The sequence below is a fragment of the Vibrio hannami genome, from assembly GCF_029589055.1.
Taxonomy (GTDB): Bacteria; Pseudomonadota; Gammaproteobacteria; order Enterobacterales; family Vibrionaceae; genus Vibrio; species Vibrio hannami.
On record NZ_JARQZP010000003.1, the window covers coordinates 1 to 24249 of the forward strand.

Sequence of the window (24249 nt, forward strand, 5' to 3'; positions counted from 1 at the left end):
CAAGAGCAAAGCTTTTCTGCTGCGGCAAGAAACCTGGGTATATCCACTCCCGCCGTGAGCAAAGCCATCAACAAACTGGAAGACCAGTGGAAACTTAAATTGTTCCATCGCTCTTCACACTCGTTAAGCCTGACCTCTGTAGGACAAACGTTACTCACTGATCTGCAGCCCGCTGTAGAAGGGATATTTTCCGCTATAGCTTCCAGTCAGGAAGTGAACAACGAACTTTCTGGCATTGTTAAGATCAACCTGCCCGGAACATCTCTTGGTGTCGATGTCATATTGCCCCATTTAATGGCATTTTCTGAGCTAAACCCTAACGTCGAATTTGATCTTCATTTTAGTGATGCGAGTGTGGATTTAGTGGCAAACGGCTTCGATCTTGGTATTGGTACTTATATCAACCAGGACTCCCGGTTAATCGCCCGCCGCCTTTTTTCCAGCAAAATTGGCCTGTATGCCTCAGCTCAGTATGCGGAGAAAAACGGATTACCAACAGCGCCAGCCGATCTGACGTGCCACCAATGTCTGCCTATTCGCTCAATAGAGCGAGGGAAAATACGCAGTGTTAACCTCTATGATGACGACCAGGAGCTTATATTCACGCCACAGGGTAAGGTAACAGTAGATAGTTTTATTGCCGCCAAAGGCATGTTACGTGCTCACTGGGGAATCGTTGGCTTAGGCGAATGGATGATAAGAAGTGAGCTGAAAGCTGAAACCGTGGTTCCTGTTCTGCAGAAATACTGGGGGCCTTCTATCCCTGTATATCTATACTTCTCTTCTCGAGACTACATCCCGCAAAGTGTCAGAGCATTGATAGACTATTTATCCGATATAGATTTTTCTGAGTAATAACAAAAACATAGAAAATGTACACTAGTTTGCGCTTCTTACACGTAAAAACCGCATTCCTGTAGCCAGCACAACGCTTCCCTTTCCGCTTCAAACTGTTTTCGGCAAAGTTTGGGGTTTTCAGTTGTGACCATTTTATCAAGTTGAAACTTCAGGATTGCTTTGCCAAATACCTGAGCAACGTGAACACCACCATGAGCAACACCCCAATCCACTAACTCCTCAATAACCGGCTCTACTTCCGGAGTTCCCATCTCCCATCTATCCAGATAGACAACATGAGCCCACTTATCAGGCAGGTCATTATCCACCAGCCTTTTAAACTCCTTAACATAATGAATTGCGGTTTCTTCATTCCACGTACCGCTTAGTCGGGCATACAGAATATCCTTGGTTACCCATATTTTGAACTCGCCGTGCTCTTTAAACATCTCTCTATCTTGACTCCCTCGCTCTTCATATTTCTAGTATAGAAGCAAAAACATCACACATAGATTAAAAAAACATACCTGCTTTCATTAACCAATGGTTAAAGGCAACTTAACTTATCAGGATCAACCAAGGTCAACCACGGCAGGTACTATAAGGAGAACTAACAAACGAAATTAACTCAGGTAATCAGTTATGAAAAAAGCCACAATTATCCTGGCACATCCAAATATGGATGCATCATTAGCCAATAAGTCTATTGTCAACGTAGTAAAAGAAAAAGCATCGGATGTAGAAATAAGGGACATCTATTCTCTGTATCCGGACTTTAAAATCGATGTAGAAAGTGAGCAGGCTGCACTAGAGCAGTCGGATGTCATTGTTTTTCAGTTCCCGTGGTTCTGGTACAGCGCACCATCACTGCTTAAAGAGTACATTGATGCCGTATTCGCTTTCAATTGGGCATATGGTCCGCTAGGTGACAAACTGGAAGGAAAGCAGTTCATTATTTCAACTACCGTTGGTGCCGCTGAGGATTTTTATCAGCCTGGCGGGGGCAATAACTTCCATATGTCTCAGCTACTCTACCCGTATGAGCAGACCGCACTAAAAACCCGTATGCGCTGGCAAAAACCTGTCCTGGCCTATGGTTCAGTTTATATTCCTGATATCTATCAGAGTAAGAAGATCGTCAAAAGGCGTGCTCAAGGATATGGTGAAGAGCTGGTGGAACGCATTCAGGCTCTTACTCAGTTCTCAGAAGAGAAGCATATCAAAGAGTTTTTCATCAACGAATGGTTACCAGCATTTGATGAGCTGGAAGAAAATGGTTACTTTACGGCGCACTGCATTGCTGATACGGCTCTGAAAATAAACGATAAAGTTTATACCGGACATGAAGGCTTTATTGAGTGGATGAACAGCTTCCGTGAACAATACCAGCCAAACTTAACGCATAACGTTGCGGAATTTAGCGTAACTAAAGCCGACGCGAAAAATGAATTCCTGGTCAGGATGCGCGTTGATATTGATGGGCGAACAACCTCTGGAACCAACAAGGCTATCAGTGCACAAGTAAACTGCAAAGTAGCAATAGCGCCAAACAACACCGTGCTGCTACTGAATGTGGACATCCAAACACGGTAATAAACAAGCGGGCCTTCAGAAGGACCCGCTTTCTTTTTGCTTAAAAGTTAGACGGTGTGAACGCTAAGAACATTTATTCACCAAATCAAGCTACGATTTCGGCTTAGCCCTCAATCTGTAAAACGTGCCTGATGATATCCCCATGTCACGACAAATATCGTCTACTTTAGCACCAGCCTCATGCTGCTCTATCGCCTTAATGATCTGTTCTTCCGTGTACCGTTTTTTCATTTTGAGATCTCCGTTATTTCTAGTGTATTAGAAATCTCATCAAAGTCATGGTGTTAATTTAGGGGGAAAGGGGCTTTGTTTCCTAATTCTTCTAAGCGATTACGTAGCCTTCTAAGAGTGGCAGCATTATTTTATTAAAATTGTTTCAGGCATACTAAGCTCAGTCATCTTGTTCAACGCTTTAACCATTGCGTATGCTTCTCCAACTTGAGCGTTGTAACATCTTAAACTCAAAGAGTTACCCAATAGCTTTTTGAAACGATGCATCGCTGTCTCTGACAGCGAACGCTTGTGGTAGCCATACTTCTTTTTCCAATATTTGTTGGAGCCATATAGCTCCTGACACGCAACGGCAAGATTACATGGATGATACCTTTCCCAGTAAGCGGCATTAGCTCTGGGTGGGATAAGGGGCACCGCTCGTTTAACACGAATTGCGTTGTAGCAGTCTCGTGTGTCATAAGCACCGTCTGCCGATATTTCAATTATCTTTCGGTAGGTTTGTTTGAGTAATGTAGGAAGAACTTCAGCGTCAGTTACATTGGATAGGCTCAACTCAGCCGCAACAATGTCATGGGTATCTGCATCAACTGCTAAGTGGAGTTTGCGCCACGTCCTGCGTTTGCCGTCAGTACCGTGCTTCTTAACTTTCCACTCCCCCTCACCGTAGACTTTTAGCCCAGTAGCATCGATGGCCAACAAGCGGTACTTTAGCTAGCTGAAATACTGAGTTGATAAAACCTTGCAATGCCCTCAAGGGCATTGAGAATACGCGCTTCATCATCAATGCAGTCGTAATGGCGATATCACTAAATAACCGAGGTCTTCCTCGTTTAGGTTGCTTGGCTTGGTGATTCCATTGCTTGATAGCAGCCTCATCAATCCAGAATGTAAGAGAGCCTCTATTAACAAGTGATTGATTGTATTGTGGCCAGTTTTTCGTTTTGTACTTGGGCTTAGGCATATTGTGAGCTAGGTAGTGGACTTCCCAGATCAGATCCCAGAGTTAACGTTTAGTTCCATTGAATTAGGAAACAAAGCCTGTTGATAGCTAAAAGTTGGTGACTTTAGTCACAGCAAAATAAAACGATAATCAGATAATACGCTTTTGCTATTTTTTATATTTTTAACGGGGAAAAAATGAGAACAGAAAAAGAAAAAATGTTGGCGGGTGAACCTTATCAGGCATGGGATGATGAGCTTTATACAGAACGAGTAAACTGCCGTAAAGTGATGCGGAAGCTAAACAATAGCCTGCCGGATTCCGATGAGTGGAAAGAGGCGATGCAGGAACTGATACCAAATGCTGGTGAAGGTTTGTATCTGGAACTACCTTTCCGCTGCGATTATGGTAGCAATATCATTGCGGGTAAGAACTTCTATACCAACTTCAACTGTGTGATTCTTGATGTAAATACCGTTGAGATTGGCGACAACGTGCTGTTTGCTCCAAATGTTCAGGTTTATACCGCTGGTCATCCATTGGATGTTAAAGGTCGTGTTGAAGAGGGCGTTGAGTTCGGTTTACCAATTAAGATTGGTAACAATGTTTGGGTAGGTGGCGGAGCTATTATCTGTCCAGGTGTGACCATCGGCGATAACTCTGTCATTGGTGCGGGTGCTGTGGTGACGAAAGATGTACCAGCAAACGTTTTGGCTGCAGGTAATCCATGTCGTGTGATTCGAGCTATAGAAAACTAAAAATACCGTACTCTAAATATCCGTAATAGTGATAGAATTATTAGATAGCGAGGTCGATAAGCCCTCGCTATTTTGTTTTCCGGAGAAATAGAAATTATCGGCTGATAAATCTATGTTGTAATGGATTAGTTGTAATGAAAAAAATCATCAGTACTCTGCTTTGCTGTTTTTCTGCATTTAGTGTTAATGCCAACCCTATGATCGATGCCTCGATTTACCAGCAGGCACAACAAACCAAAGAATTGAACTGCGAAAACTGCGCTGAGATCGCCTCTGCTATTTTGTCCATGCATGAAAGGTTATGCGGAGTCGCGTTGGAGAAGTCCAGCTATGTTGAGGTAAAGGAAAGCCATATTTACGAGTATGCGCTGAAAGAGGTGAGTGAACTAACTGGAGATAAAAAAGAGACTTTTATTCTCGCTGTTCAAAAAGGCGCAAACTGTGTAGATGAACAAAACTGGGAAGAGCGAACGGATTTTTACTACAGGCAGCTTTCAAGAGCCAAGCACAAGCCAAAACGTTCACTCTTATTCTGGAAGGATGATGAGAATGAAGGATAAGTGTCTGTGTGACGCTTATTTCTTCAGTTCTATATTGTTATCTTCCGACCAGATACGTAGCTGCTCAAGAATATCTAAAGCAGAGCGACCAAAGTCAGTTAATTCATAGCTAACCGCAATCGGGCGGTCGCTTATTACTTTTCGGATCACCATATTTTCCGACTCCAGCTCTTTCAGGCGCTGGTCAATCATCTTTTTACTGGCTCCACCCAGCATTCTCGCCAGGTCGTTAAATCTTACCGGACCATCTTTTAGGTGGTAAACGATGGATCCTTTCCATTTTCCACCGATTAAACGCATTCCTTTTTCAATAGCGCAAGGTTCGCTACAGACATTAAGTACGGATTTTCGCCCTCTAGGATCGACAACAACTTCGCTCTCCATAGGAACTCCTATAAATCTTATTTACGGTAACTAAAAGTATACTGGTTGAATATTCTTATAAGGTTACCATAATATACCAGTGTGATAAATATTCCTTTATGAGGTTCGTGATGAGTTCAAAATTAAAGATCGATCTAGTTTCCGATGTTGTGTGTCCGTGGTGTGTTATCGGATACAAGCGACTAGAGCAGGCAATTAAAGAGCTTGGTGTATCAGATAAAATTGAAATTGAATGGCATCCGTTCGAACTGAATCCCAATATGGCAGCAGAGGGAGAGAACTTACGAGAGCACCTTGCCAACAAATACGGGACAACGCTCGAGGACAGCATCCGAGCTCGCGACAATCTGACGCATTTAGGAAAAGAGTTAGGTTTTACATTCGACTATTTTGATGACATGAGAATGTACAACACAAACAAAGCTCATCTATTACTTCAGTATGCTAAAGAGTTTGGTAAACAGACCGAGCTTAAACTGGCACTGTTTTCTGCTTTCTTTAGTGAACGGAAAGACGTATCAGATAAAGAAGTACTTGCGGATGCAGCAGAAAAGGTGGGGCTGAACGTAAAAGAGGCACTTGAATATCTGGATAAAACCGAAGCACAAAGTGCATTAGAACTGGAACAAATGCGTTGGCGAAATTTAGGCATCAACTCGGTTCCTACCGTCGTGTTTAATATGACTTCGGCATTGACAGGTGCCCAACCTGTGGATGTCTATAAGCAGGTTGTAGCGGAGCTACTTGATGAGCAATCCTTATAATTTCATTCTGCCAATGGCACTAAAAGTTCCTCATTCAGCTTCAGTTCATATTCACTATTGCATACTAGTTCTATAGACGGTTCTAACCACAAATAGGATATGTAATGACAGAAATAAAGAGATTTGTATTGGCTTGTGCGACAGCGATAATTGCTCTGTTTACTATGCTGGTGGGTTTTATTATTGCTATTCCACTATCAATTGCAGCGGCAGTTTTTGGCAATCGCATGGTTAAGAAAATGCAACAGGAAGTCTCTGCGCGTTCTCACGGACAGACGATAGAAGGTGAGTTTAGCTATATCGATGAAGGCGAAAGCAAAAATGAAGGTAGGGAGGAGTGACCTCCCTACCTATTGTTTTAAGTGCTTAGCCCCAAAGATAGTTGTAGATAAAGCCTGCACCTATCGCCATTCCTAGAATGACAGTCAAAAACGCTGCAATCATCTGGTTTTTGAAGATAGATTTCAGAAGAATCACTTCTGTTAAACTTGCCCCGGCGCTACCAATAATCAATGCCATGACTGACCCTAAAGCCATCCCCTTCTGAACAAGTGCTGCACATAGTGGGATAACTGCTTCCGCTCGGATATACAGTGGAATCCCAATTACTGCTGCGATTGGTATGGCATACCAGACCCCAGTACCGGCATATTTTGCAATAAGATCGGTAGGCATAAAACCGTAGATAAACGCACCGATGGTGATACCTAACATCAGATAAGGGAACACCTGCTTAAAGTCTTTCCAGGTAGATAACCAGACCTTCATCCAGCGATTTGGTTTGCTTTCAGCCAGAGTTGCAGTTGCACCGCCATCAGCCGAACAACAGGATACTTCTACTTTTGGCTCTTCTGTTTTGGTACAACAAGAGGTGTTTTTCGCAACTACTGGCTCAGGTGCTCCACATGCAGAAGTGCCACAAGATGAAGCGCTGTTCGAACCACAACCTGAGCTCTCAGCGGCCTGATAAGCTTCAGGTTTTACATAGCGCTCGAAGCCGAGCTTTTCAAGAACATACCCGGCGGTAACAGAAACCACCATGGCAACAGTGAAGTAAAATACTGCTACTTTCAGGCCAAATGTCACAACAAATAATCCAATTATCACTGGATTAAGCAGTGGGGAGGCAAAAAGGAACACCATCATAGGGCCAAAGCCCGCTCTTGCCCTCAATAGTCCCTTCAAGAAAGGAATGGTAGAACAGGAGCAGAAAGGAGTAATCGACCCAAGCAGCGCTGCTACCACGTAACCTTTTCCATTGCGTGAACTCAATACTGATTGGATTTTTTCCGGAGTGATAAACTCCTGAAGCATTCCTACAAAATAGCTGATTGCCAAAAATAGAATGATTAGCTCTGCAGCCAGAAACAGAAACATATCCCATGTCTCTTTAGCCATTTGAATAAACTCAGGACTCATAGTTAATCTCGCTTGTTAAGTAATTTAATATTTCGATGATTCTGGAATTATAGATCCATGTACCGGGTGCTGGTCAAGACATATTTCGGTGCCTGTCGAAATAAAATTAATTTTTCTTTACTAACAAAGAGATAGAAACAAAAGGGTTGGAAGGCTTGAATTAGCCATTTATTTCTAATAATATCGAAATATAATTTATAGGAGTTACCATGGATATCGAAAGCGTCGCAAAAGCACTAAAAGAACTAGGCCATACAACACGGTTAGCTATCTATAAAACAGTGGTAAAGGCGGGTTATCAAGGAATCGCTGTTGGTCAGATTCAGGAGAAGTTAGGGGTTCCGAACTCAACGCTTTCCCATCATATTTCAAGTCTGGTATCTGCGAATCTGATCACTCAGAGAAGAGAAGGGCGTACGCTGTATTGCGTTGCAGAGTATAAGAGCCTAGAAGGTGTGATCAGCTACTTGCAAGATGAATGTTGTATTGATGAGCAACCTTAAAGCGACTAGATTTGACTGACTCAACATATTTGTATCGATGCTGAGCCAGTTTGAGCAATAGAAAAGCTAAAAGTTGTCGTTGATATGATCTTCAAATCGTTTGAAATCGTTTTCGATATCAGCGTTTTTCATCACATCGTAACAAGCAAATGTCGGCATTGCTTCCATACCAAAGAAACGGAAGTTCGCATGCATATGGAACATCAAATCGTCAACACTCTTGCCTTGAAATAGATATTCGCTTTCGTCGTTAAACGACTCTTTTGGTGCATTGAACGTCAGAGACAGCATGTACTTGGTGTTAGTTTTTGTACCGCCAGTACCATAGTTTTTCTTCGGCTCTTCCGGTGTGCGTCCGTCAAATGCACATAGTGCACCGCCCATGCCTGCGGTGAAAACCTCATCCATGTACTTTTTAAATGACCATGGAATTGTCATCCAGTTTACTGGAGATTGAAGAATGACACGGTCTGCCCACTCAAAATGTGCCAGTTGCTCATCAACGACAATCTCATCTTGCATGGTTACAACTCGAACGCTGTGGCCTTTTGCTTCGAGTAATGTGGCTGCTTTATCTACTAGCGAAGCATTTAGCTTACCTGCGGAAAAAGGAGATGGTTCATGTGCATTGATAATTAAAACGTTGCTCATTGTATTGATCCTGTTACCCATAGAATAAAATTGAGGCAATCACACTGTGCCTCTCGATGGGGGTATTATGGATCTTAGGTTACCATAGTCAATTAGTTAACTTTTGGTAACCTGGCTCTGGATTTATTCCAATGTTCGGGAATTTAAGAAATATAGCATCAAGATGAGCGCACAGGCTGCCCCGGTCAGGCAGAAGAAGAAGGCACTGTGATAACTGAAATATTCGCCTGCAATACCAATAGACATACTGGCTACTAACATACTGACCTGCAGCATATTGGTGAAAAGTGTTGAGGCAAAGCCAAGACGATCTTTCATTAGGTTTTGCAATACCACCATACCTAGGGTGGCACTTAAACCAATAAAGATACCATTAAACAACTGAGCGATAGCAAGCATCCAGAACTCTGTCGCACTAAGTACCACAATATAAAACAAGCATGCAAAACCTAACCCGATGGAAAGCATTTTCGCTGCTCCAAATCTGGCGGCCAGCGTCCCGGCATTCATCATAACGGGTATTTCGCAAAGTGCTGCAAGGCCAAAAAGGAAGCCAAGTTTACTCGCATCAATCAAAAGCTCTTTCGAAAGGTATAGCGGCATGCTGTTGATGTATAGATTGTTTGCAGAAAACATCAGAACCAAAGCGATGCAATATAAAACGATGTTGCGATTTAGCTTGTTGCTTCCCGCGCTTTTTTCTTTGGAGAGGTCGTTTGACTTGTCCTGTCTGCTATTAGGGATAAACAGCGCTACGATTGTCATACACAGGCTGGTCATTGCTGCTGAAGTCAGAAACGAAATACTGAAGCCGAAACTGCCTTTCAGCATAAATGCGACTGGAGGACCAAATACCCAGGCTATGGCTATTCCTGCTCTCATCGTTGCTACAAATGAAGTGCTGTTCTTTAGGTGCTTATCACCGTATTCCCGGCCTAGAGCAAATAGTTGCCCGGATGCTGCGCCACTTACACTGCCAAACAATACAGCAATGGCTACTGCCACATAATAGTCACGAACCCATGAAAAACTGCTTACGGTGATCAGGTAGCACCCTAGTGCGACCAAAAGAATCTTCTTTCGTGGCCATCCTTTATCTGAATGGCTGGCAATAAACTGTGAGACGATAACAGAACTGCACACTGCAAGAGCCATATATAAGCTGAGCATAGCGGGCTTAGCATCTAGCGCTTCAATGATAAATAGGCTAGATAGAGGGTAGAAAAAAGAGCTAGAAGCTCCAGATAAAAACGCTGTAAAGATAAATAACAGCGCTGTTTTGTCTCTGTACACGATACTCACCAAAAACCGGATCGAATCCGGTTGAACAAAAAAAGAGCGCATAGTGTACAGAACTCTATTAAGAAATGAAGAGGACATTTTTTAATGCCCGGTTCGGTTCCAAAATTTTATGTAAGGCGAAGAAGTCTAAAGGTACGATATTGAAAGCTTGGCTCCAACTCACCAATCATACTATAGGCAGTAATTTTGTATCTCTTCTTCAGTTAGTCTTCGCAGCTCTGGCATATCGTCAATGAAGTTGAACAATTCAGAAATCGTATATCTAAGTCGCTCTGTAATGTATTCCTTATCCCGGTAAGCAATATAAACCGTTTGCTCATTGTATGCTGTGCCGTTAAACAAGACGCTACATTTGTCTGGAGATAGTAAACGGATGCTACCTGCAGGCAGAAGGGATATTCCAGCCCCCTGTTCGGTGAGTGTTGCAGCTAAATCAAATGAATCAACAGACATGCGGCATATCACCTGACAATGACCATCTTTTCCATCTTCTGTTGTCCATGAGCAGTTTGCTTCAACACCGTGGTGACGAGAGGAAGCATTATCTATTCCGGTATAATTTCTTAGTTGGTATGGATTTTTAGGTGAACCACCATTCGCTGCAAGATACTGTTTTGATGCCACAAAATATCGCTTTAATGTAACTAGTTTTCTGGCTATCAGGGATTGATCCTGTATCTCCATAGGCGTAATTAGAATGTCGAAATCACCCATTGTGTAGGTAAGTGCGGGATTGATGGTAATGATCTGGATATCAATCTCAGGTTGATCCTCAATAATTCGAGGGATCACGTGAGTACAGAGGTGACGTGCAAATGTATGCGATATCCCCAGCTTAATTACGCCTTTGAGCCTTGAGCGCTTGCAGCTCAGCTGTTCAATTGAGAACTCCAACTTATTTACAATTTGTTTTGCGGTTGACTTGAATGTCGCCCCATCTGGTGTAATGCGAATAGCGCTACCATATTTCTGTATAAGCTTTATACCGAGGTCCTTCTCCAGGGCTTTAACTCGGCGACTTACGGTTGAAGAACTTGTATTGCAAGCGACCGCTGCCTGAGTGATGCTACGGGTTTTACAGACAGCAAGGAAAATCCTCAAATCATCAATATTGACGCTCATAGTTGTCTCCTAAGGACGGCATCATTGCAATTTTTGCAATACGGCTTTGCATGATCTGTGTAGCTAACAAATTACCAATAGATAAACTGAGTGAATAAGTTGGCTAATATCTATCCAAATAAAATAACAAGGATGTGCCACTTATGAAACAAAAATGTTTACGCAATCAAATTTAATGGAAAAGAAGAAACAGTAATATGCAAACACAACAAAGCATGTCAAAAATAGCCGCATACACTCCGGTAGTGGCAATGTTGCTCCTTTTGGGGGTAGGTTATGGGTACTTTCACTGGAGACCAGAGCCATTGCTGCTAATAGCAACAATGATAGCAGGATTTATAGCCTTGTCTGTCGGTTATAAATGGGAAGACCTTCATGAAGGCATTCTTGAAAAAATAAATCAGGGAATGCCAGCTATCCTGATTCTTATCTCTGTTGGTATCTTGATAGCAACCTGGATGTTTTCAGGAACAATTCCTATGGTTATTTACTTTGGAATGCAGTATATCGAACCAGAATATATATTGGTTGTGGCCTGTATTGGATCAGCTATTGTCGCGACAATGACAGGTACAAGCTGGGGGGCGGTTGGTACAGTTGGTGTAGCCTTTATGGGCATTGCAACCGGCTTAGGTGTTTCACTTCCTGCAACTGCTGGCGCTGTTGTAGCAGGAGCATACTTTGGTGACAAGCTCTCACTCTCTCTGATACTACAAACCTTGCTCCGCTTTCAGCAGGTTCGTCCCTTTATGAACATATCGGACATATGCTGTATACAACTATTCCTGCTTTTGCAATTTCTCTTATTATCTACTTTTTTGCTGGCAATAGTGACCTGGTTGGAACTACAGTTGCGACACCTGAGAAGATGGAAATTATGCTCTCCACATTAGACACTATGTTTGAGTGGAACTTCTCACTTATTATTCCGGTTCTTGTTGTTTTGGTTGGCGCACTTAAGAAGTGGCCATCGCTTGTTGTAATGCTGGGTGCTTCTGTCCTAGCGTTTGCAATGGGTATAATCTTTCAGGGATTTGACGCAAAAGACGGTTTTCACGCCATGGTGAAAGGGTTCAATGTAACCATGGTTCATAAGGATGGTTTCGATAGCAGTAGCGTTACCTGGGAAGTAACTCGACTGATAAACCGTGGCGGGATGATGAGCATGATGGGAACCTGCCTTATTGCTTTTTGTGCATTTGCTTTTGCTGGTGTAATGTCGAAATCTGGTGCTTTGGAAGTGATCCTAACCAGCCTATTAAAAGGTGTTAAAACAACTGGCGGGTTGATTACAACAACGGTAGCATCCTGTATCACTATGGCGATTGTTACTGGTTCTTCTTACCTTTCAATCCTTGTTCCTGGTGAGATGTATCGCGATGAATATAAGCGTCGTAATTTGGCGGCTCGAAACTTGTCCAGAACACTAGAAGACTCGGGCACTGTAACCGTTCCTCTGGTTCCATGGTCTATGGCAGGTGTTTATATGGCGTCTACACTAGGTGTGCCTGTTTTGGACTTCGCTCCATGGGCGGTATTCTGTTATATCGGTTGGGTTTTCGCAATAGTTTACGGTTACACTGGATTTGGTATTGCTAAAGCAGACAACGAAGAAACTGCTGAAAGCGTAAATACCGTAGCAACGGAAAACGTTTAAGAATGTTTACATTACTAAAAAACGCCCGGATTTTTGCTCCTGAGGAGTTGGGCGTTCAAGATATCCTAATTGCTGGAGGGAAAATCGCAGCAATAGGGTTGCTTTCAGATTCGGTATCTTTACCGAATCTGAAAACTGAAGACCTTGAGGGTCGAACTGTAACTCCAGGTATTATTGACCAACATGTCCACCTAATTGGTGGCGGTGGTGAGGCAGGGTTTGCCAGCAGAACGCCTGAAATAGAAGTGTCCACTATAGTTAAGTACGGTGTAACTTCCGTGCTTGGTTTAATTGGGACAGATTGTGACGCAAGGCATCCATCAACCCTTTTCGCAAAAGCGAAAGCGTTAAATGAAGAGGGGATTAGTGCTTGGATGCTCACTGGTGGATACAATGTTCCATCTCCCACCATTACGGGCTCAGTTCGTAATGACATCCTCTATGCAGACTTATGTATTGGTGGAAAACTAGCGATATCAGATCACCGCTCTCCACATATCAGTTACGACGAGTTTATTCGCTATGCTTCGGATTGCCGTGTTGCGGGTATGCTGTCTGGTAAGGCTGGTACACTTACTGTTCATTTGGGAGATGCCCCGCAGCACCTTGAGCTTTTATTTAGAGCAAGTAAGGAGTCTGCTATCCCTAGGCAGCAATTTATTCCTACCCATATTAACCGTCATAAGAGCCTGTATGATGAAGTGATTAAGTGGGGAAGCCTGGGAGGCAGGATGGACATTACTACTGGCTTTGAAGTAGGCGACCATATTGTATCGACACTGGATGCCGTAGTAACTGCTCGTGAAAACGGTATTGCTGAAGAATGTATATCTGTGTCTACTGATGCTCAGGGTTCGATGCCGATATTTAACGATAGCGGTGAACTTATGGGTATGGGAGTTGGTGAACAGGATGGTTTACTAAAGGTAATTAAAGATCAAGTTAGGCTCGGATACTCTTTATCAGAGGCACTTATGCCTGTTACTTCAACCGTTGCAGATTGGCTAAAACTGGACTCGAAAGGAAAAATAGAGACTGGCAAAGATGCTGACTTTGTTATCTTTGGTGATGACCTTGAAATAGAACAGACATGGGCAAAAGGTCAGTGTGTTTTTCGAGATAGTGAATCCTTGATACGAGGCTTATTTACAAAGCAGTAAACGATCAATAGTCCAAGGCTACTGGCAAGTGTTTGCTTGCCAGTACACATTATTTATCCCACTCTTTTCGTGTCGGTTGCCCGTACATTTCTGCAAATCCGGGAATGTTTTGCTCCCAGACTGGAACATCTTCTCCGATGTACTCACGTACAGCATCGAGGAAGAGGCGGGTTCGGATTGGCATATCTCTGTGCGGGTATACAGCATAAATCGGGTTGAAGTTTGGGATCTTCAAATCAGTCATAATAGGCACCAGTTTACCCGACGTTATCTCATCGGTGACATGGGCGGCCATGTTTGCACAGAACACTTCACCACTTAACGCTCTATGCATCACTAGGTCGATATCGTTGCTGTAGAAAGTTAAGTTCATTGGTACACTTTGTCGCTGACCATCATCATCTACATACGTTAGTGCTTTGGATCTGAAATTGTCCGCAGCGTACCCACCGGCAGGTAGTTTTTGCAGGTCTTCTACAGTTATAGGTTCACCATGCTTCTTTATAAACTCGGGTGAGGCTAACAGTATCGGGCGGTTTCTTGCGATCTCTCTTGCGATAAGAGAAGAGTCCTGCATATCCCCCGAGCGAAAAGCGATGTCAAAGCCTTCGCCAACGATGTCGACAATTCGGTTGTCTGCTCTAAGTTCGATAATCACTTCAGGATATTTTTTTTGGAAATCGTCTATCACATTCCGAAGAACGTTGCGTGCAACGGACGTCGTGGTGGTAATCTTCAGCAACCCTTTGGGTTTTTCGTGGAAGTTGTGAGCGGCTTGAATGGTATCTCTAAGATTCTCTCTTAGCACTTCTGCTTTTCTCTTAACTTCAACCCCGGCAGATGTCAGAGAAAAACTGCGTGTAGTTCTGTTTAGCAGCCTAACGTCTAACTCTTCTTCCAGCTTTGAAACCTGTTTAGATACAACAGAGCGATCCATTAATCGCAACTCAGCGGCCTTCGCGTAGGAGCCTCTCTCAACGACATCAAGAAACAGCAACAATCGACTAGTGAGATCCATAAGAATATTTCTCGCTTATATTTAGTGGTGCGAAATTGATATTACTAATATATGGGCTCTATGGAGTAACTTAAACCCTGGATCACATATGATTATATCGAAGCTGGATCCAACATCCAGGCGGCAAACTCGGCGGCAGGCATTGGCTTGGCAAAGTAGTATCCCTGCATCGAGGTGATATTTTTCTGTTCCAGATAGTCGACCTGTTCTTTCTCTTCCACGCCTTCTGCGACCACTTCATAGTTCATATGCTTTGCTAATGCGAGAATGGTGTCTACGATTCCAGTCCCTACTTTTTTGGAACATGTTATCGACAAAGCTCTTGTCTATTTTAAGTTCGTCTATCGGGAATGTTTGCAGATACGCTAAAGATGAGTAGCCAGTACCAAAATCATCAATGGATAGATTAAAGCCTAAAGACTTGAGATCTTCCATCTGCTTAACCGCTTGTTCTATGTCTGTAACCAGCATACTTTCTGTCAGTTCAAGGGTTATCCTTTCTGGCGGAACTTGCTGTTCATTGAACAATTGGCGTATTTCGCTAACAAAAGCAGGGAGTTTGAACTGTTCTGCACTCACGTTAATAGAAAGCTTAAACTGTTCAGAAGGCGAGATACGGTTAAGTAACCAACATGAATCTTCCATTACTATCTTTTGCAGAGGGGCAATTAAACCAGATTCTTCAGCGATAGAGATGAACTCAACGGGTGAAATTGGCCCTTTAACAGGATGAAACCAACGAACCAGTGCCTCTGCGCCAACAATGGCACCATCCGGGGCTATTTTGGGTTGGAAAAATGTTTCTATTTCTCTGTTCTCAATGGCCGTACTGAGCTCAGTTGTCAGCTCCAACCGTCTTCTCAAGGTTTCATGCAGCTTTGGATCGAAGAAACAGTAGTCGTGTTCGCTGTTTCTTTTGGCTGAATACATGGCGGTATCTGCTCGGGTAAGTATATTGTCCGCATGGGTATCATTAGAGTCGATGATGGTTATTCCGATACTGGCTTTAATATACATTTCCCGATGTTCGATTCTAAAAGGCTTTTTTAGTCTGCCGAGTAACTCGGTCGCGATCTGAGTGGCATACTCTTCGATATTTAGCTTTTTATTTGGAGTTTTAGAAAGAAGTACAACAAACTCATCTCCACCGATTCGGGCAATGGTATCTTTGGGGTGAAGTTTGATGCTTAATCGTTCACCAATCTCGGCAAGTAATACATCTCCGGTAGAGTGTCCCAGAGAGTCATTGATGCCTTTGAAGTTATCTAAATCCAGGTATAACAGTGCGCCGATTTTCTCTAGCCTGGTTTCCTCACCCATTAGGTTTAAGAGTTTTTCTAACAGGTAACGTCGGTTAGGAAGCCCGGTTAGAGAGTCACTGTAGGCCAATTTCTGAATTTCTGTTTCGGCATGTATACGCTCTGTTATGTCTCTGGCCATCCAAAGCACATAAGATGTTGAACGGTTGCATGAGAGGTACTCATTTAATGGCGTCACCCGGCTTTCAAAATAGCGATACCCATCTTCAGTGTGGATTTTGTACTCGAATACATGCACCTTACTACTTCTTAAGGTTCTGGTTATCACCTCTAGCACAGTTAGAGTTTCTTCTGAGCTATGGTGTTCAATTTTTAGCTTTCCTTTAAGAGTTGCTGTCGGAGCGAGGTGCCATTGATGATTTGTACCGTAAGAGTCGATATAGTTTGCATGATCGTCAAAGATTAACGCTAAATCAGGCAATACTTTGGTAATAGCCTGCATTTTATCCAGGTTGTATTTCAGTCTGGAATTGAGTTCTCTCTCCCTGCGGGAGGCTCGCTCTTTCTCAATTGCCAGCCCCGTTAAATGAGTAAAACGATCGATGACTTTGAGCTCAGAATCACTCGGTGCCTGTGGGATGTCATAGTAAACAGCGAATGTACCTAGTACTTCACTATCGCTGGAAATAATCGGAGTAGACCAACACGCTTTGAGATTAAAATTGTTTACTAGAGATTGATACGCCTGCCAGTTGGGGTCGGTTAAGGTGTTTGATGCAATATACCTCTTCTTTAAGTAAGCTGCCGTACCGCACGAGCCCACATTCGGGCCAATCTCTATTCCGTCGATAAGCTGAACATAAGCCTCTGGCAGGCTGGGCGCAGCCCCATCTTTGAGGTGTGCGCCTTCAAGTAATAGAACGGAGCTTTTTGCTCCCTTCTCAGCAAATATTAACTCTATTCCAGAGCAAATAAGATTAAGTGTATCTTTTAGATTGGCTCCTAATGCAATCTTTTCTAATACGTCTTGTTGGATAGATAAAAGTTCAGAAAGGTAGTGAGTAGATTCGAAAAGATGATCTTTGTACTGAAGCATCGACACGACCTTAAGTTATAACATTGATTAAAACGCAATCTCTAAAGCGAATAAGAGTAATACGCAATTCCCGATATAACTTAGCTTAGTATTCAGTATCATATTCGTCTAGTTCGACTAAATAGGTAAATAGTCTTACACCGAAGGCGCTTACTATTTGGTAGGGATATGGGGTGTATTGAATAGGAGTTATGCGGGGATGAACGGGACAGATGTTTCGACAAGTGTCCCGTAAAAGTCGATTAGTAATCCAGTGTGCCGCGAATCGGGTAGTTGTTATCCGGATTACGGATCCAGTTCAGGCCATTTGCAAGAGCACCTAGCTCGGGGCGTACAAACGGGTTGTTTGATATATCAACCACGTGTAGCTGACCTTTTTCGTTTACTACATACAGACCTGGTTCTGCAAAGTTATGGTCGGTTTCTTGCTCTGACCGAGGAAGGGAGATATATACACCCAGCTCTTTCATCTGTTCTTCGGTCAGGCCATAGGCGATAGGGAAGCTGATGTTCAGCTTTTCACTGTGCATTTCTAGTTGCTCTTTGGAGTCAGCCGATACTGCCAGAATATCAACGCCTGCATCTGCGAATGCTTGTTTATAGTTTTCCAGATCATTCAGGTATCGGGTACAAAGAGGGCAGTGCTTACCACGGTAGACGAAAACCGCCTGCCACGTCGCATCACCTTGTGGTTCTCCAAGCTTAACGGTTGAGCCATCTAGCAATGTTGCTGTTAAGGCTGGAAAAGTATCGCCAGCTTTCAGTTTTTGTGAATATGCCATTTAAGTTACCTATCGACTGTGTTGGTTAGGATGTAAAACGTTGCTAATACACTTTGTGGTTTATTATGGTAACCATGTACGATAAGTCAATTAGTATACTTTTGGTAACCTGCCAATAAATGACAGTTTTAAAACTGTCTAGTGGTAGTAATATTCAACACACTTATTTGCCAGCAGATCTAGCGAATCCAAAGATATCGATTTTTTGTAATCAGCGATGGTATCGAAAGCCAGTGGAATCTCGGTACAGCCGAGAATAACGCCATCTGCTCCTTGTTTAACCAGCTGGTCCAAAACAGGTTCCATTAAATCCTTTCCTTCCAGAATTCGGCCTGCTTTTACTGCATAGATGCCATCCATAACTTGCTGTTGATCGATTTCATCTGGAAGCAAATAATCCATACCCGCCTGTGTTATCGCTTCAGAGTAGATGCCCGTTTTTGCTGTTGCTGTGGTTGCCAATATGCCGATTTTTTTCATCTTTCTGCGACTGGCTTCCTGAATCACTGCATCGATAATGCTGATAAAAGGAACATCTGTTTTACTAAGTTTGTTCAACCAGTAGTGTGCCGTGTTGCAGGGGATGACCATTCTGGTTGCGCCAGACTGCTTTAACGACATCAGGTTGTTAAGCATGGTGTTAAGTGGATCTTCACCCTGCTCAAGAATACATTTGGTTCTGTCTGGGATAATTGGGTTATTCGAAATTATCATGGGAATATGTTCCTGATCACTTTGAGCAGGACTTTTTTCTACTATGCGCTTAACAAAGTCGACGGTAGCCATTGGCCCCATTCCACCCAATACACCTAACATTTTGCTCATGATAACTCCTTTGTTTCGACAGAATTTATCAAATGTAGGTTATGTGTAGAAATGAATTATCTGGCATGGTTATGCATGAATCGCATAGCTATGTATAATCTGTCTGATTGTGGACAGTTACGGGTACGACAAAATGACGAACATAGAAACCAAATGGCTGTTGGACTTTTTAAAGCTGGCAGAGTTGAGAAATTTTTCCAAAGCAGCGATAGAGCGTAACGTGACTCAATCAGCGTTTAGCCGCCGTATACAAGCTCTGGAAAATGCTGTGGGCTGCCAGCTATTTGATCGCGATAAAACGCCGATTGCATTAACAGAAAATGGAAAGGCATTTCGTACCAGTGCCAGAAGTCTGGTGACTCAACTTGAATATGACCTGGAAAAACTCAATGACCTATCTGTGCTTGGAAATCAAAAAGTAAGTTTGGTCGCAGGTCATTCTATCGCTACGGATATTCTACCTCGAATCCCTCTTAACCTTTTCACTGAACAAAAAGAGATTATTCTGGATGTTCGGGCTATCGATATTGATGATGCTGTGGATGCGCTGCAAGAAGGCGAATGTGACATCGTAATGAGCTATAAGAATATCCAGTTGCACGCTCGTTCATACCTATCCCACAAGCTTGGTGAATCGAAGCTTTATTGTGTTACCGGTTTAGATGCAAATCAAAAGCCCAGGTATCAGCTATCTAGAGACAACATCACCCCATGGGTTATGCACTCCACCCGCAGCTATATGGGGAGATTAACCAAAGAAGTGAGCAACGAATATGCCTTGAAGCCTATATTCTCATCTTCAATGACTGAGTTAGTTAAGGCCCTGATTGTTCGTGGTGAAGGGATAGGTTGGCTACCGGAACACTCGATACATGATCAACTGGCCTCTGGTGAGCTGGTTATTCTGGATGAGGTGGAGAACTCTATGATAGCAGAGATTTTCGCCTACCGTTCCCAAACTAAACTGCACCCAGCAGCAGAACGAGTTTGGCAGAAGTTATGCGAATATACTCACGTTGAATGGTGATGAGTAACTGTCTGAACTATGACTAACATGCATTTTATTTATGCGTTTTAATCATGTTTGTTATGAGTACAATGTTCACTATGCATTTTATCCCTTTCATGACAGAATAGCGCCCCTTGTACGGTTATCAGCCAAATGGCTTGATGCCATGACAGTGTTATTTTGTAAGAGGATCGTTTTGAAAAGCTTATTTGAAGAGTCCTATATCGGGGCAATGAAAGTAAAAAACCGTTTTATCAGAAGTGCCACGTGGGAAAACATGACCACGGAAGACGGGCATATGACAGATAAGCTTTACGATATTTATCAAGAGCTAGCCGAAGGTGAGGTTGGCCTGATTATCACCGGGTATGCCAATATCGTTGAAGAAGAGCAGCCAAACCCGGGAATGATGGGTATCTATGACGACTCTTTTATAAATGAGTACAAAAAGCTGACTAGCATCGTCCACGATAGTGATTCGAAAATCGTCATGCAGCTTGCTTATGGTGGCACTAAAACAACTCATAATGTCGGTTCGAGGATCATTTTTGCGCCAAGTGAAGTACCAGAAAGAGGGACTCAGACACTCGGCAAAGCAATGACTAAAGAAGAGATCGACTACATTGTTGATGCATTCGCAAAAGCCGCTGGCAGGGCAAAAGATGCAGGTTTTGATGGTGTGGAAATTCATGGTGCGCACACTTATCTGATTAACCAGTTCTTGAGTCCTTACTATAATCAGCGTGAAGACGAATATGGTGGCAGTCTGGAAAACAGAATACGCTTTTTGCTGGAGATCTACACCCAAATGAGAAGTGTCGTTGGTGATGATTTCCCTATTCTGGTAAAACTAACGGCTTCTGAGTTTTTTGAGGGTGGTTTAACCTTCGAGGAAACTCGCTCCATATGTAAAACGTTGGAACGCATTGGTGTGGATGGTATTGAAATCTCGGGCAACATCCACGGTAAAGCGAAGGAGATGGTTGGTGAAAGCTATGATGGTTACACCATTCAGGAAGAAGGCTATTTTCTTGAATATGGTAAAGTGATTAGTAATGAGGTCAGCGTACCTGTGATTACGGTAGGTGGCCTTTCTGATATCAATACCATAGAAGATATTGCCAACGATACAAATATTCAGTACTTCGCAATCGCTAGGCCGCTTCTTTCTGAGCCGGGTTTAATCAAGCGCTGGAAAGAAGGCGACAGAACCCCTGGCCAATGTGAAAGGTGCTCAAAATGCCGTACGCGCAGAGGCAACTTCTGCGTCGTTTACAATAAGCGATAATCAACAAATTCCCTCCATACAACATAGCAGCGAGCCGATAGCTAATCGGGTCGCTGCACAATGCTTTTGCTCAATTTGTTACTCTTTAACCGCCCCTTCATCACTACAATTAGTGAGTAGAGTCTCGCCATGTTGTCAATATGTGAATGAAAGCAATTATTCTAATTTCCATTTCGAAAACATGTTCTATCCTTGATTATGTAAGACGTTAAATAATAGTTAAACAAAAAAATAATTGGCTAGGAACACAATGTGGCTTGGTTAGGAAACTTATCGATAAAGCGTAAGCTTCATCTGTTGGTTGTTATTTCTTGTGTCATCATGACTGCAATCGCGTTGTATGGTTTGATGGAGCAAAGAAATAGTGCCCTGAAGGATAGGAAGGCGAAACTCGAATCTCAGGTTGAGCAAACAGTCGCTCTTGTAGATTATTACCATACATTGATTCCGCAATTGGGCGAGGAAGCAGCTAAAGCTCATGCGTTAGATGCAATCAAAGCGCTTAGGTATGATGGTAAAAATTACTTCTGGATTACATCCCAGAGTCTTGAAGTATTGATGCACCCGATAAAGCCCGCACTTATTGGCAAAGATGCCACCAATTTTAAAGACGGTAACGGTAAATACCATTGGCAGGAAATGGCCAGGATCAGTCGCTCGACACAGCATGGTTTTCTCGACTACAGTTGGAAATCTCCCGATGGTGAGATTCTGGATAAAGTTTCTTACGTTTACTATGTAAAAGATTGGGATTGGATTATCGGCTCAGGCGTATTGGTGTCTGATATCAATGAGGCTTTTTTCTCAAATATCTTCAAAACAGCGATGGCGATCCTGATTGGCACCATTTTGCTTGGTGCGGTCAGTATGCTGATTGGTAAAAATATCGTAAACCCTATCGAATATCTGCTGAATAAGGTTCATTCGATATCAAACGGTGACATGACTATCCGTTTCCACACCAAACGTAAAGATGAGATAGGCGATATCAGCAGAGATATGAACCATATGCTGGAAAGGCTTCAGTCTGCTCTGGTTCTGGCTAGTAGTTCCGCTAATGATTCGGTCGATATGGTGAGTAGTATTGCCTCCTCGAGTGAACAGACGGCGCATAGTACAAACGCCCAACATACCCAGCTAGAGCTTCTGGCGACAGCTATGAACCAGATGAGTACAGCAAATGCCGAAGTGTCACGTAACGCCGGTGATGCTTCAGCGACAACGGAATCCGTTGCCGGACTTGCCGATAAAAGCAGTAAAGATATGGAAATCGTGGTTCAGAGTATTGAGGATGCCGATAACCAAATGGCACTTACTTCTGAGCTTGTTGAAGAGTTGAATTCTGGCGTGTTAGCTATTGCAGAAGTGGTTGATGTTATCCGAGGAATTTCTGAGCAAACAAACTTGCTGGCACTAAATGCAGCAATTGAAGCCGCACGAGCTGGTGAGTATGGAAGAGGTTTCGCCGTGGTTGCGGATGAAGTCAGAACGCTGGCGACTAACACCAATAACTCGACCGAGCAGATTCAGGAGTCTATCAGCAAGCTTACATCCAGTGCTTCAAATGCCTCTCAGGCGGTTAGCTCTGGTCGGGAAAAGGTTCGTGAGTGTGTGGCTAAATCGGAACGTACACGTAATGAGCTGATCTCAATGATTGAAATCCTGACTATGGCAAATGACATGGTGACTCAGATTGCTTCTTCATCCGAAGAGCAACACGCGGTCTCAAATGAGATAAACGAGAATATTGTCGCAATCAGTCAGTCGGCACATGAAGTTCGAGAAGCGGCCACGGGTGTAGCAGGTCAGACTCAAGTGCTGGTGGGCAATGCAGATCAACTCAACCAGAGCCTCCGTTATTTTAGCGTTTGATGTCGCCAATATTAGCAACGCTACCACTGGAGTTTAAAGCGCACACCCTAGATGTGCGCTTTCACTTTCCCCGGAAATCTAACATTCTAAATTGTCGAATACCGGTTGATTCTTGCCTTTACGAGAACTGTTAGCATCCCAAACCGCATTTAAGCTGTGAACTCAAGTTTGTTCGCTTAATGAGATGCCCTTTTAGTCAGAAATGCAAATGAAATGCCGTTTTATAAAAATATCTAGCGCATTTTATTATTTAAAGGTTTTGTGTTGTGTTTTTTGCTATTAGTCACACTTGGGGGTATTCATATGTGATTTAAATTGATCATATATGAATTGTTCGTATTATAAACACATCCAACAGGAGTATTAGCATGTTTATCAATTACAACAGCAATCCCGTTGATGCGAAGTCTTATGACACGCAGAGACTAAGGGATGAGTTCTTAACAGAAGAGTTATTTACAACTGGTAGCGTCAATATGGTTTACAGCCACATCGACCGCGTAGTCGCTATCGGTATTTGCCCTAAAGAGCAAGCCATTCGGCTTGATGAGTATGTCGATAAAAAGGCATTTGGTACCGACTTTTTCTTACAAAGAAGAGAAATGGGGATAGTTAATCTCGGTGGTAAAACAGAAGTTCGAACACAGTCTGGTTCGTACACCCTAGAGTACCTTGATGCGCTATATTTGGGAAAAGGTGAGCAAGAAGTTGAGTTCACATTGCTAGACGCTGAACATGATTCTGCACTCTATTGCCTAAGTGCACCAGCACATAAAACATATCCTTCGAAACTGATTACTCAGGAAGATGCGCGCAAAGTGGACCTTGGTTCAGTTGAAAACGCAAACGTAAGAACTATTAATCAATACCTGCATCCAGATGTTCTGCCTACATGTCAATTGTGTATGGGGGTCACTCACCTTCAACCAGGCAGTGTTTGGAATACCATGCCTGCTCATACGCATGAACGACGAATGGAAGCTTATCTTTACTTTAATGTGAAACCTTCTCAAGTCGTGTCTCATTTTATGGGCGAACCAGAAGAGACGCGCCACATTATTGTGCGTGATAAACAACTGGTCTTGTCACCAAGTTGGTCTATTCATTCTGGCTGCGGAACACAGAACTACAGCTTTATATGGGGAATGTTAGGAGAAAACCAGACATTCGACGATATGGACTTTATACCAATGGATAAATTGGCTTAGATAACAAT

The 24249-nt window shown here is 43.0% G+C and carries 24 protein-coding genes and 3 pseudogenes; 14 read left to right on the forward strand and 13 right to left on the reverse strand.

Features of this window, described 5'->3' with window-relative positions; genetic code table 11:
- A partial coding sequence (locus P7F88_RS01405) for a LysR family transcriptional regulator (protein WP_277821576.1) occupies positions 1–855 on the forward strand: 855 nt, incomplete at its 5' end.
- Between the two features lie 38 nt (positions 856–893).
- Here P7F88_RS01405 and P7F88_RS01410 read toward each other — a convergent pair.
- A complete protein-coding gene (locus P7F88_RS01410; RefSeq protein WP_277821577.1) occupies positions 894–1286 on the reverse strand; it encodes a hypothetical protein in 393 nt (130 codons plus the stop codon).
- Positions 1287–1479: 193 nt separating this feature from the next.
- Between P7F88_RS01410 and P7F88_RS01415 the strand changes: the two genes are divergently transcribed.
- Positions 1480–2430, forward strand: a complete 951-nt coding sequence (locus tag P7F88_RS01415) for an NAD(P)H-dependent oxidoreductase (protein ID WP_277821578.1) — start codon at positions 1480–1482, stop codon at positions 2428–2430.
- 102 nt (positions 2431–2532) lie between these two features.
- On the opposite strand, the pseudogene P7F88_RS01420 reads toward P7F88_RS01415, so the two are convergent.
- Together P7F88_RS01420 and P7F88_RS01425 are read right to left on the reverse strand one after the other, a co-directional pair.
- Positions 2533–2661: pseudogene (locus P7F88_RS01420) on the reverse strand (transposase); the annotation flags it as partial.
- Positions 2662–2787: 126 nt separating this feature from the next.
- A pseudogene (locus P7F88_RS01425) lies at positions 2788–3625 on the reverse strand (IS5 family transposase).
- 176 nt (positions 3626–3801) lie between these two features.
- Here P7F88_RS01425 and P7F88_RS01430 point away from each other — a divergent pair.
- Positions 3802–4362, forward strand: a complete 561-nt coding sequence (locus tag P7F88_RS01430) for a sugar O-acetyltransferase (protein WP_277821579.1) — start codon at positions 3802–3804, stop codon at positions 4360–4362.
- A gap of 134 nt (positions 4363–4496) precedes the next feature.
- Positions 4497–4922, forward strand: coding sequence for a hypothetical protein (locus P7F88_RS01435; protein ID WP_277821580.1), 426 nt, complete (start codon positions 4497–4499; stop codon positions 4920–4922).
- A 15-nt stretch (positions 4923–4937) separates the two neighbouring features.
- Here P7F88_RS01435 and P7F88_RS01440 read toward each other — a convergent pair whose 3' ends face one another.
- Positions 4938–5306, reverse strand: coding sequence for a winged helix-turn-helix transcriptional regulator (locus tag P7F88_RS01440; RefSeq protein WP_277821581.1), 369 nt, complete (start codon positions 5304–5306; stop codon positions 4938–4940).
- 110 nt (positions 5307–5416) lie between these two features.
- Between P7F88_RS01440 and P7F88_RS01445 the strand changes: the two genes are divergently transcribed.
- Positions 5417–6070, forward strand: a complete 654-nt coding sequence (locus P7F88_RS01445) for a DsbA family oxidoreductase (RefSeq protein ID WP_277821582.1) — start codon at positions 5417–5419, stop codon at positions 6068–6070.
- Between the two features lie 104 nt (positions 6071–6174).
- Positions 6175–6411 (forward strand): hypothetical protein, encoded by a 237-nt coding sequence (locus P7F88_RS01450; protein WP_277821583.1) that lies wholly within the window; start codon positions 6175–6177, stop codon positions 6409–6411.
- Positions 6412–6436: 25 nt separating this feature from the next.
- On the opposite strand, the gene P7F88_RS01455 is transcribed toward P7F88_RS01450, so the two are convergent.
- Positions 6437–7489: a permease gene (locus P7F88_RS01455; protein ID WP_277821584.1), complete on the reverse strand. Its 1053-nt coding sequence runs from the start codon at positions 7487–7489 to the stop codon at positions 6437–6439.
- Between the two features lie 209 nt (positions 7490–7698).
- Here P7F88_RS01455 and P7F88_RS01460 point away from each other — a divergent pair, with 209 nt between their 5' ends.
- Positions 7699–7992 carry an ArsR/SmtB family transcription factor gene (locus P7F88_RS01460; RefSeq protein ID WP_277821585.1) on the forward strand — a complete coding sequence of 98 codons (294 nt, stop codon included), beginning with the start codon at positions 7699–7701 and terminating at the stop codon, positions 7990–7992.
- 66 nt (positions 7993–8058) lie between these two features.
- Here P7F88_RS01460 and P7F88_RS01465 read toward each other — a convergent pair whose 3' ends face one another.
- The 3 genes from P7F88_RS01465 to P7F88_RS01475 form a co-directional block, all read right to left on the reverse strand.
- On the reverse strand, positions 8059–8643 hold the full coding sequence (locus P7F88_RS01465; protein ID WP_277821586.1) for an NAD(P)H-dependent oxidoreductase: 585 nt from the start codon (positions 8641–8643) through the stop codon (positions 8059–8061).
- A 123-nt stretch (positions 8644–8766) separates the two neighbouring features.
- Positions 8767–9936, reverse strand: coding sequence for a sugar efflux transporter (locus P7F88_RS01470; protein ID WP_277821587.1), 1170 nt, complete (start codon positions 9934–9936; stop codon positions 8767–8769).
- A gap of 180 nt (positions 9937–10116) precedes the next feature.
- The gene (locus P7F88_RS01475; RefSeq protein WP_277821588.1) at positions 10117–11067 is read right to left on the reverse strand and encodes a LysR family transcriptional regulator; all 951 of its coding nucleotides are present in this window, start codon (positions 11065–11067) and stop codon (positions 10117–10119) included.
- Between the two features lie 563 nt (positions 11068–11630).
- Between P7F88_RS01475 and P7F88_RS26590 the strand changes: the two are divergent.
- The 3 genes and pseudogenes from P7F88_RS26590 to iadA all read left to right on the forward strand — a co-directional run.
- A pseudogene (locus P7F88_RS26590) lies at positions 11631–11705 on the forward strand (hypothetical protein); the annotation flags it as partial.
- A gap of 119 nt (positions 11706–11824) precedes the next feature.
- Positions 11825–12724, forward strand: coding sequence for a Na+/H+ antiporter NhaC family protein (locus P7F88_RS01480; protein ID WP_277824498.1), 900 nt, complete (start codon positions 11825–11827; stop codon positions 12722–12724).
- 2 nt (positions 12725–12726) lie between these two features.
- On the forward strand, positions 12727–13884 hold the full coding sequence (iadA, locus tag P7F88_RS01485) for a beta-aspartyl-peptidase (RefSeq protein ID WP_277821589.1): 1158 nt from the start codon (positions 12727–12729) through the stop codon (positions 13882–13884).
- Between the two features lie 49 nt (positions 13885–13933).
- Here iadA and P7F88_RS01490 read toward each other — a convergent pair whose 3' ends face one another.
- From P7F88_RS01490 to cuyB, 5 genes are all read right to left on the reverse strand, one after another.
- A complete protein-coding gene (locus P7F88_RS01490; protein WP_277821590.1) occupies positions 13934–14902 on the reverse strand; it encodes a LysR family transcriptional regulator in 969 nt (322 codons plus the stop codon).
- A 92-nt stretch (positions 14903–14994) separates the two neighbouring features.
- Positions 14995–15150, reverse strand: a complete 156-nt coding sequence (locus P7F88_RS01495) for an EAL domain-containing protein (protein ID WP_277821591.1) — start codon at positions 15148–15150, stop codon at positions 14995–14997.
- The gene (locus tag P7F88_RS01500; RefSeq protein WP_277821592.1) at positions 15140–17257 is read right to left on the reverse strand and encodes a bifunctional diguanylate cyclase/phosphodiesterase; all 2118 of its coding nucleotides are present in this window, start codon (positions 17255–17257) and stop codon (positions 15140–15142) included. The genes P7F88_RS01495 and P7F88_RS01500 overlap by 11 nt, the downstream gene beginning before the upstream one ends.
- Positions 17258–17499: 242 nt before the next feature.
- Entirely contained in the window at positions 17500–18039 is a 540-nt protein-coding gene (locus tag P7F88_RS01505; RefSeq protein ID WP_277821593.1) for a peroxiredoxin-like family protein, read from the reverse strand.
- Between the two features lie 138 nt (positions 18040–18177).
- The gene (gene cuyB, locus P7F88_RS01510) at positions 18178–18864 is read right to left on the reverse strand and encodes a cysteate racemase (RefSeq protein ID WP_277821594.1); all 687 of its coding nucleotides are present in this window, start codon (positions 18862–18864) and stop codon (positions 18178–18180) included.
- Between the two features lie 133 nt (positions 18865–18997).
- On the opposite strand from cuyB, the gene P7F88_RS01515 reads away from it, so the two are divergent.
- The 4 genes from P7F88_RS01515 (at position 18998) to kduI (ending at position 24241) form a co-directional block, all read left to right on the forward strand.
- A complete protein-coding gene (locus P7F88_RS01515) occupies positions 18998–19891 on the forward strand; it encodes a LysR substrate-binding domain-containing protein (protein ID WP_277821595.1) in 894 nt (297 codons plus the stop codon).
- Between the two features lie 178 nt (positions 19892–20069).
- Positions 20070–21161, forward strand: coding sequence for an NADH:flavin oxidoreductase (locus P7F88_RS01520; RefSeq protein ID WP_277821596.1), 1092 nt, complete (start codon positions 20070–20072; stop codon positions 21159–21161).
- A 252-nt stretch (positions 21162–21413) separates the two neighbouring features.
- Positions 21414–23033: a methyl-accepting chemotaxis protein gene (locus P7F88_RS01525; RefSeq protein WP_277821597.1), complete on the forward strand. Its 1620-nt coding sequence runs from the start codon at positions 21414–21416 to the stop codon at positions 23031–23033.
- Positions 23034–23401: 368 nt separating this feature from the next.
- Positions 23402–24241: a 5-dehydro-4-deoxy-D-glucuronate isomerase gene (gene kduI / locus P7F88_RS01530; RefSeq protein ID WP_277821598.1), complete on the forward strand. Its 840-nt coding sequence runs from the start codon at positions 23402–23404 to the stop codon at positions 24239–24241.
- Positions 24242–24249 lie beyond the last annotated feature (8 nt).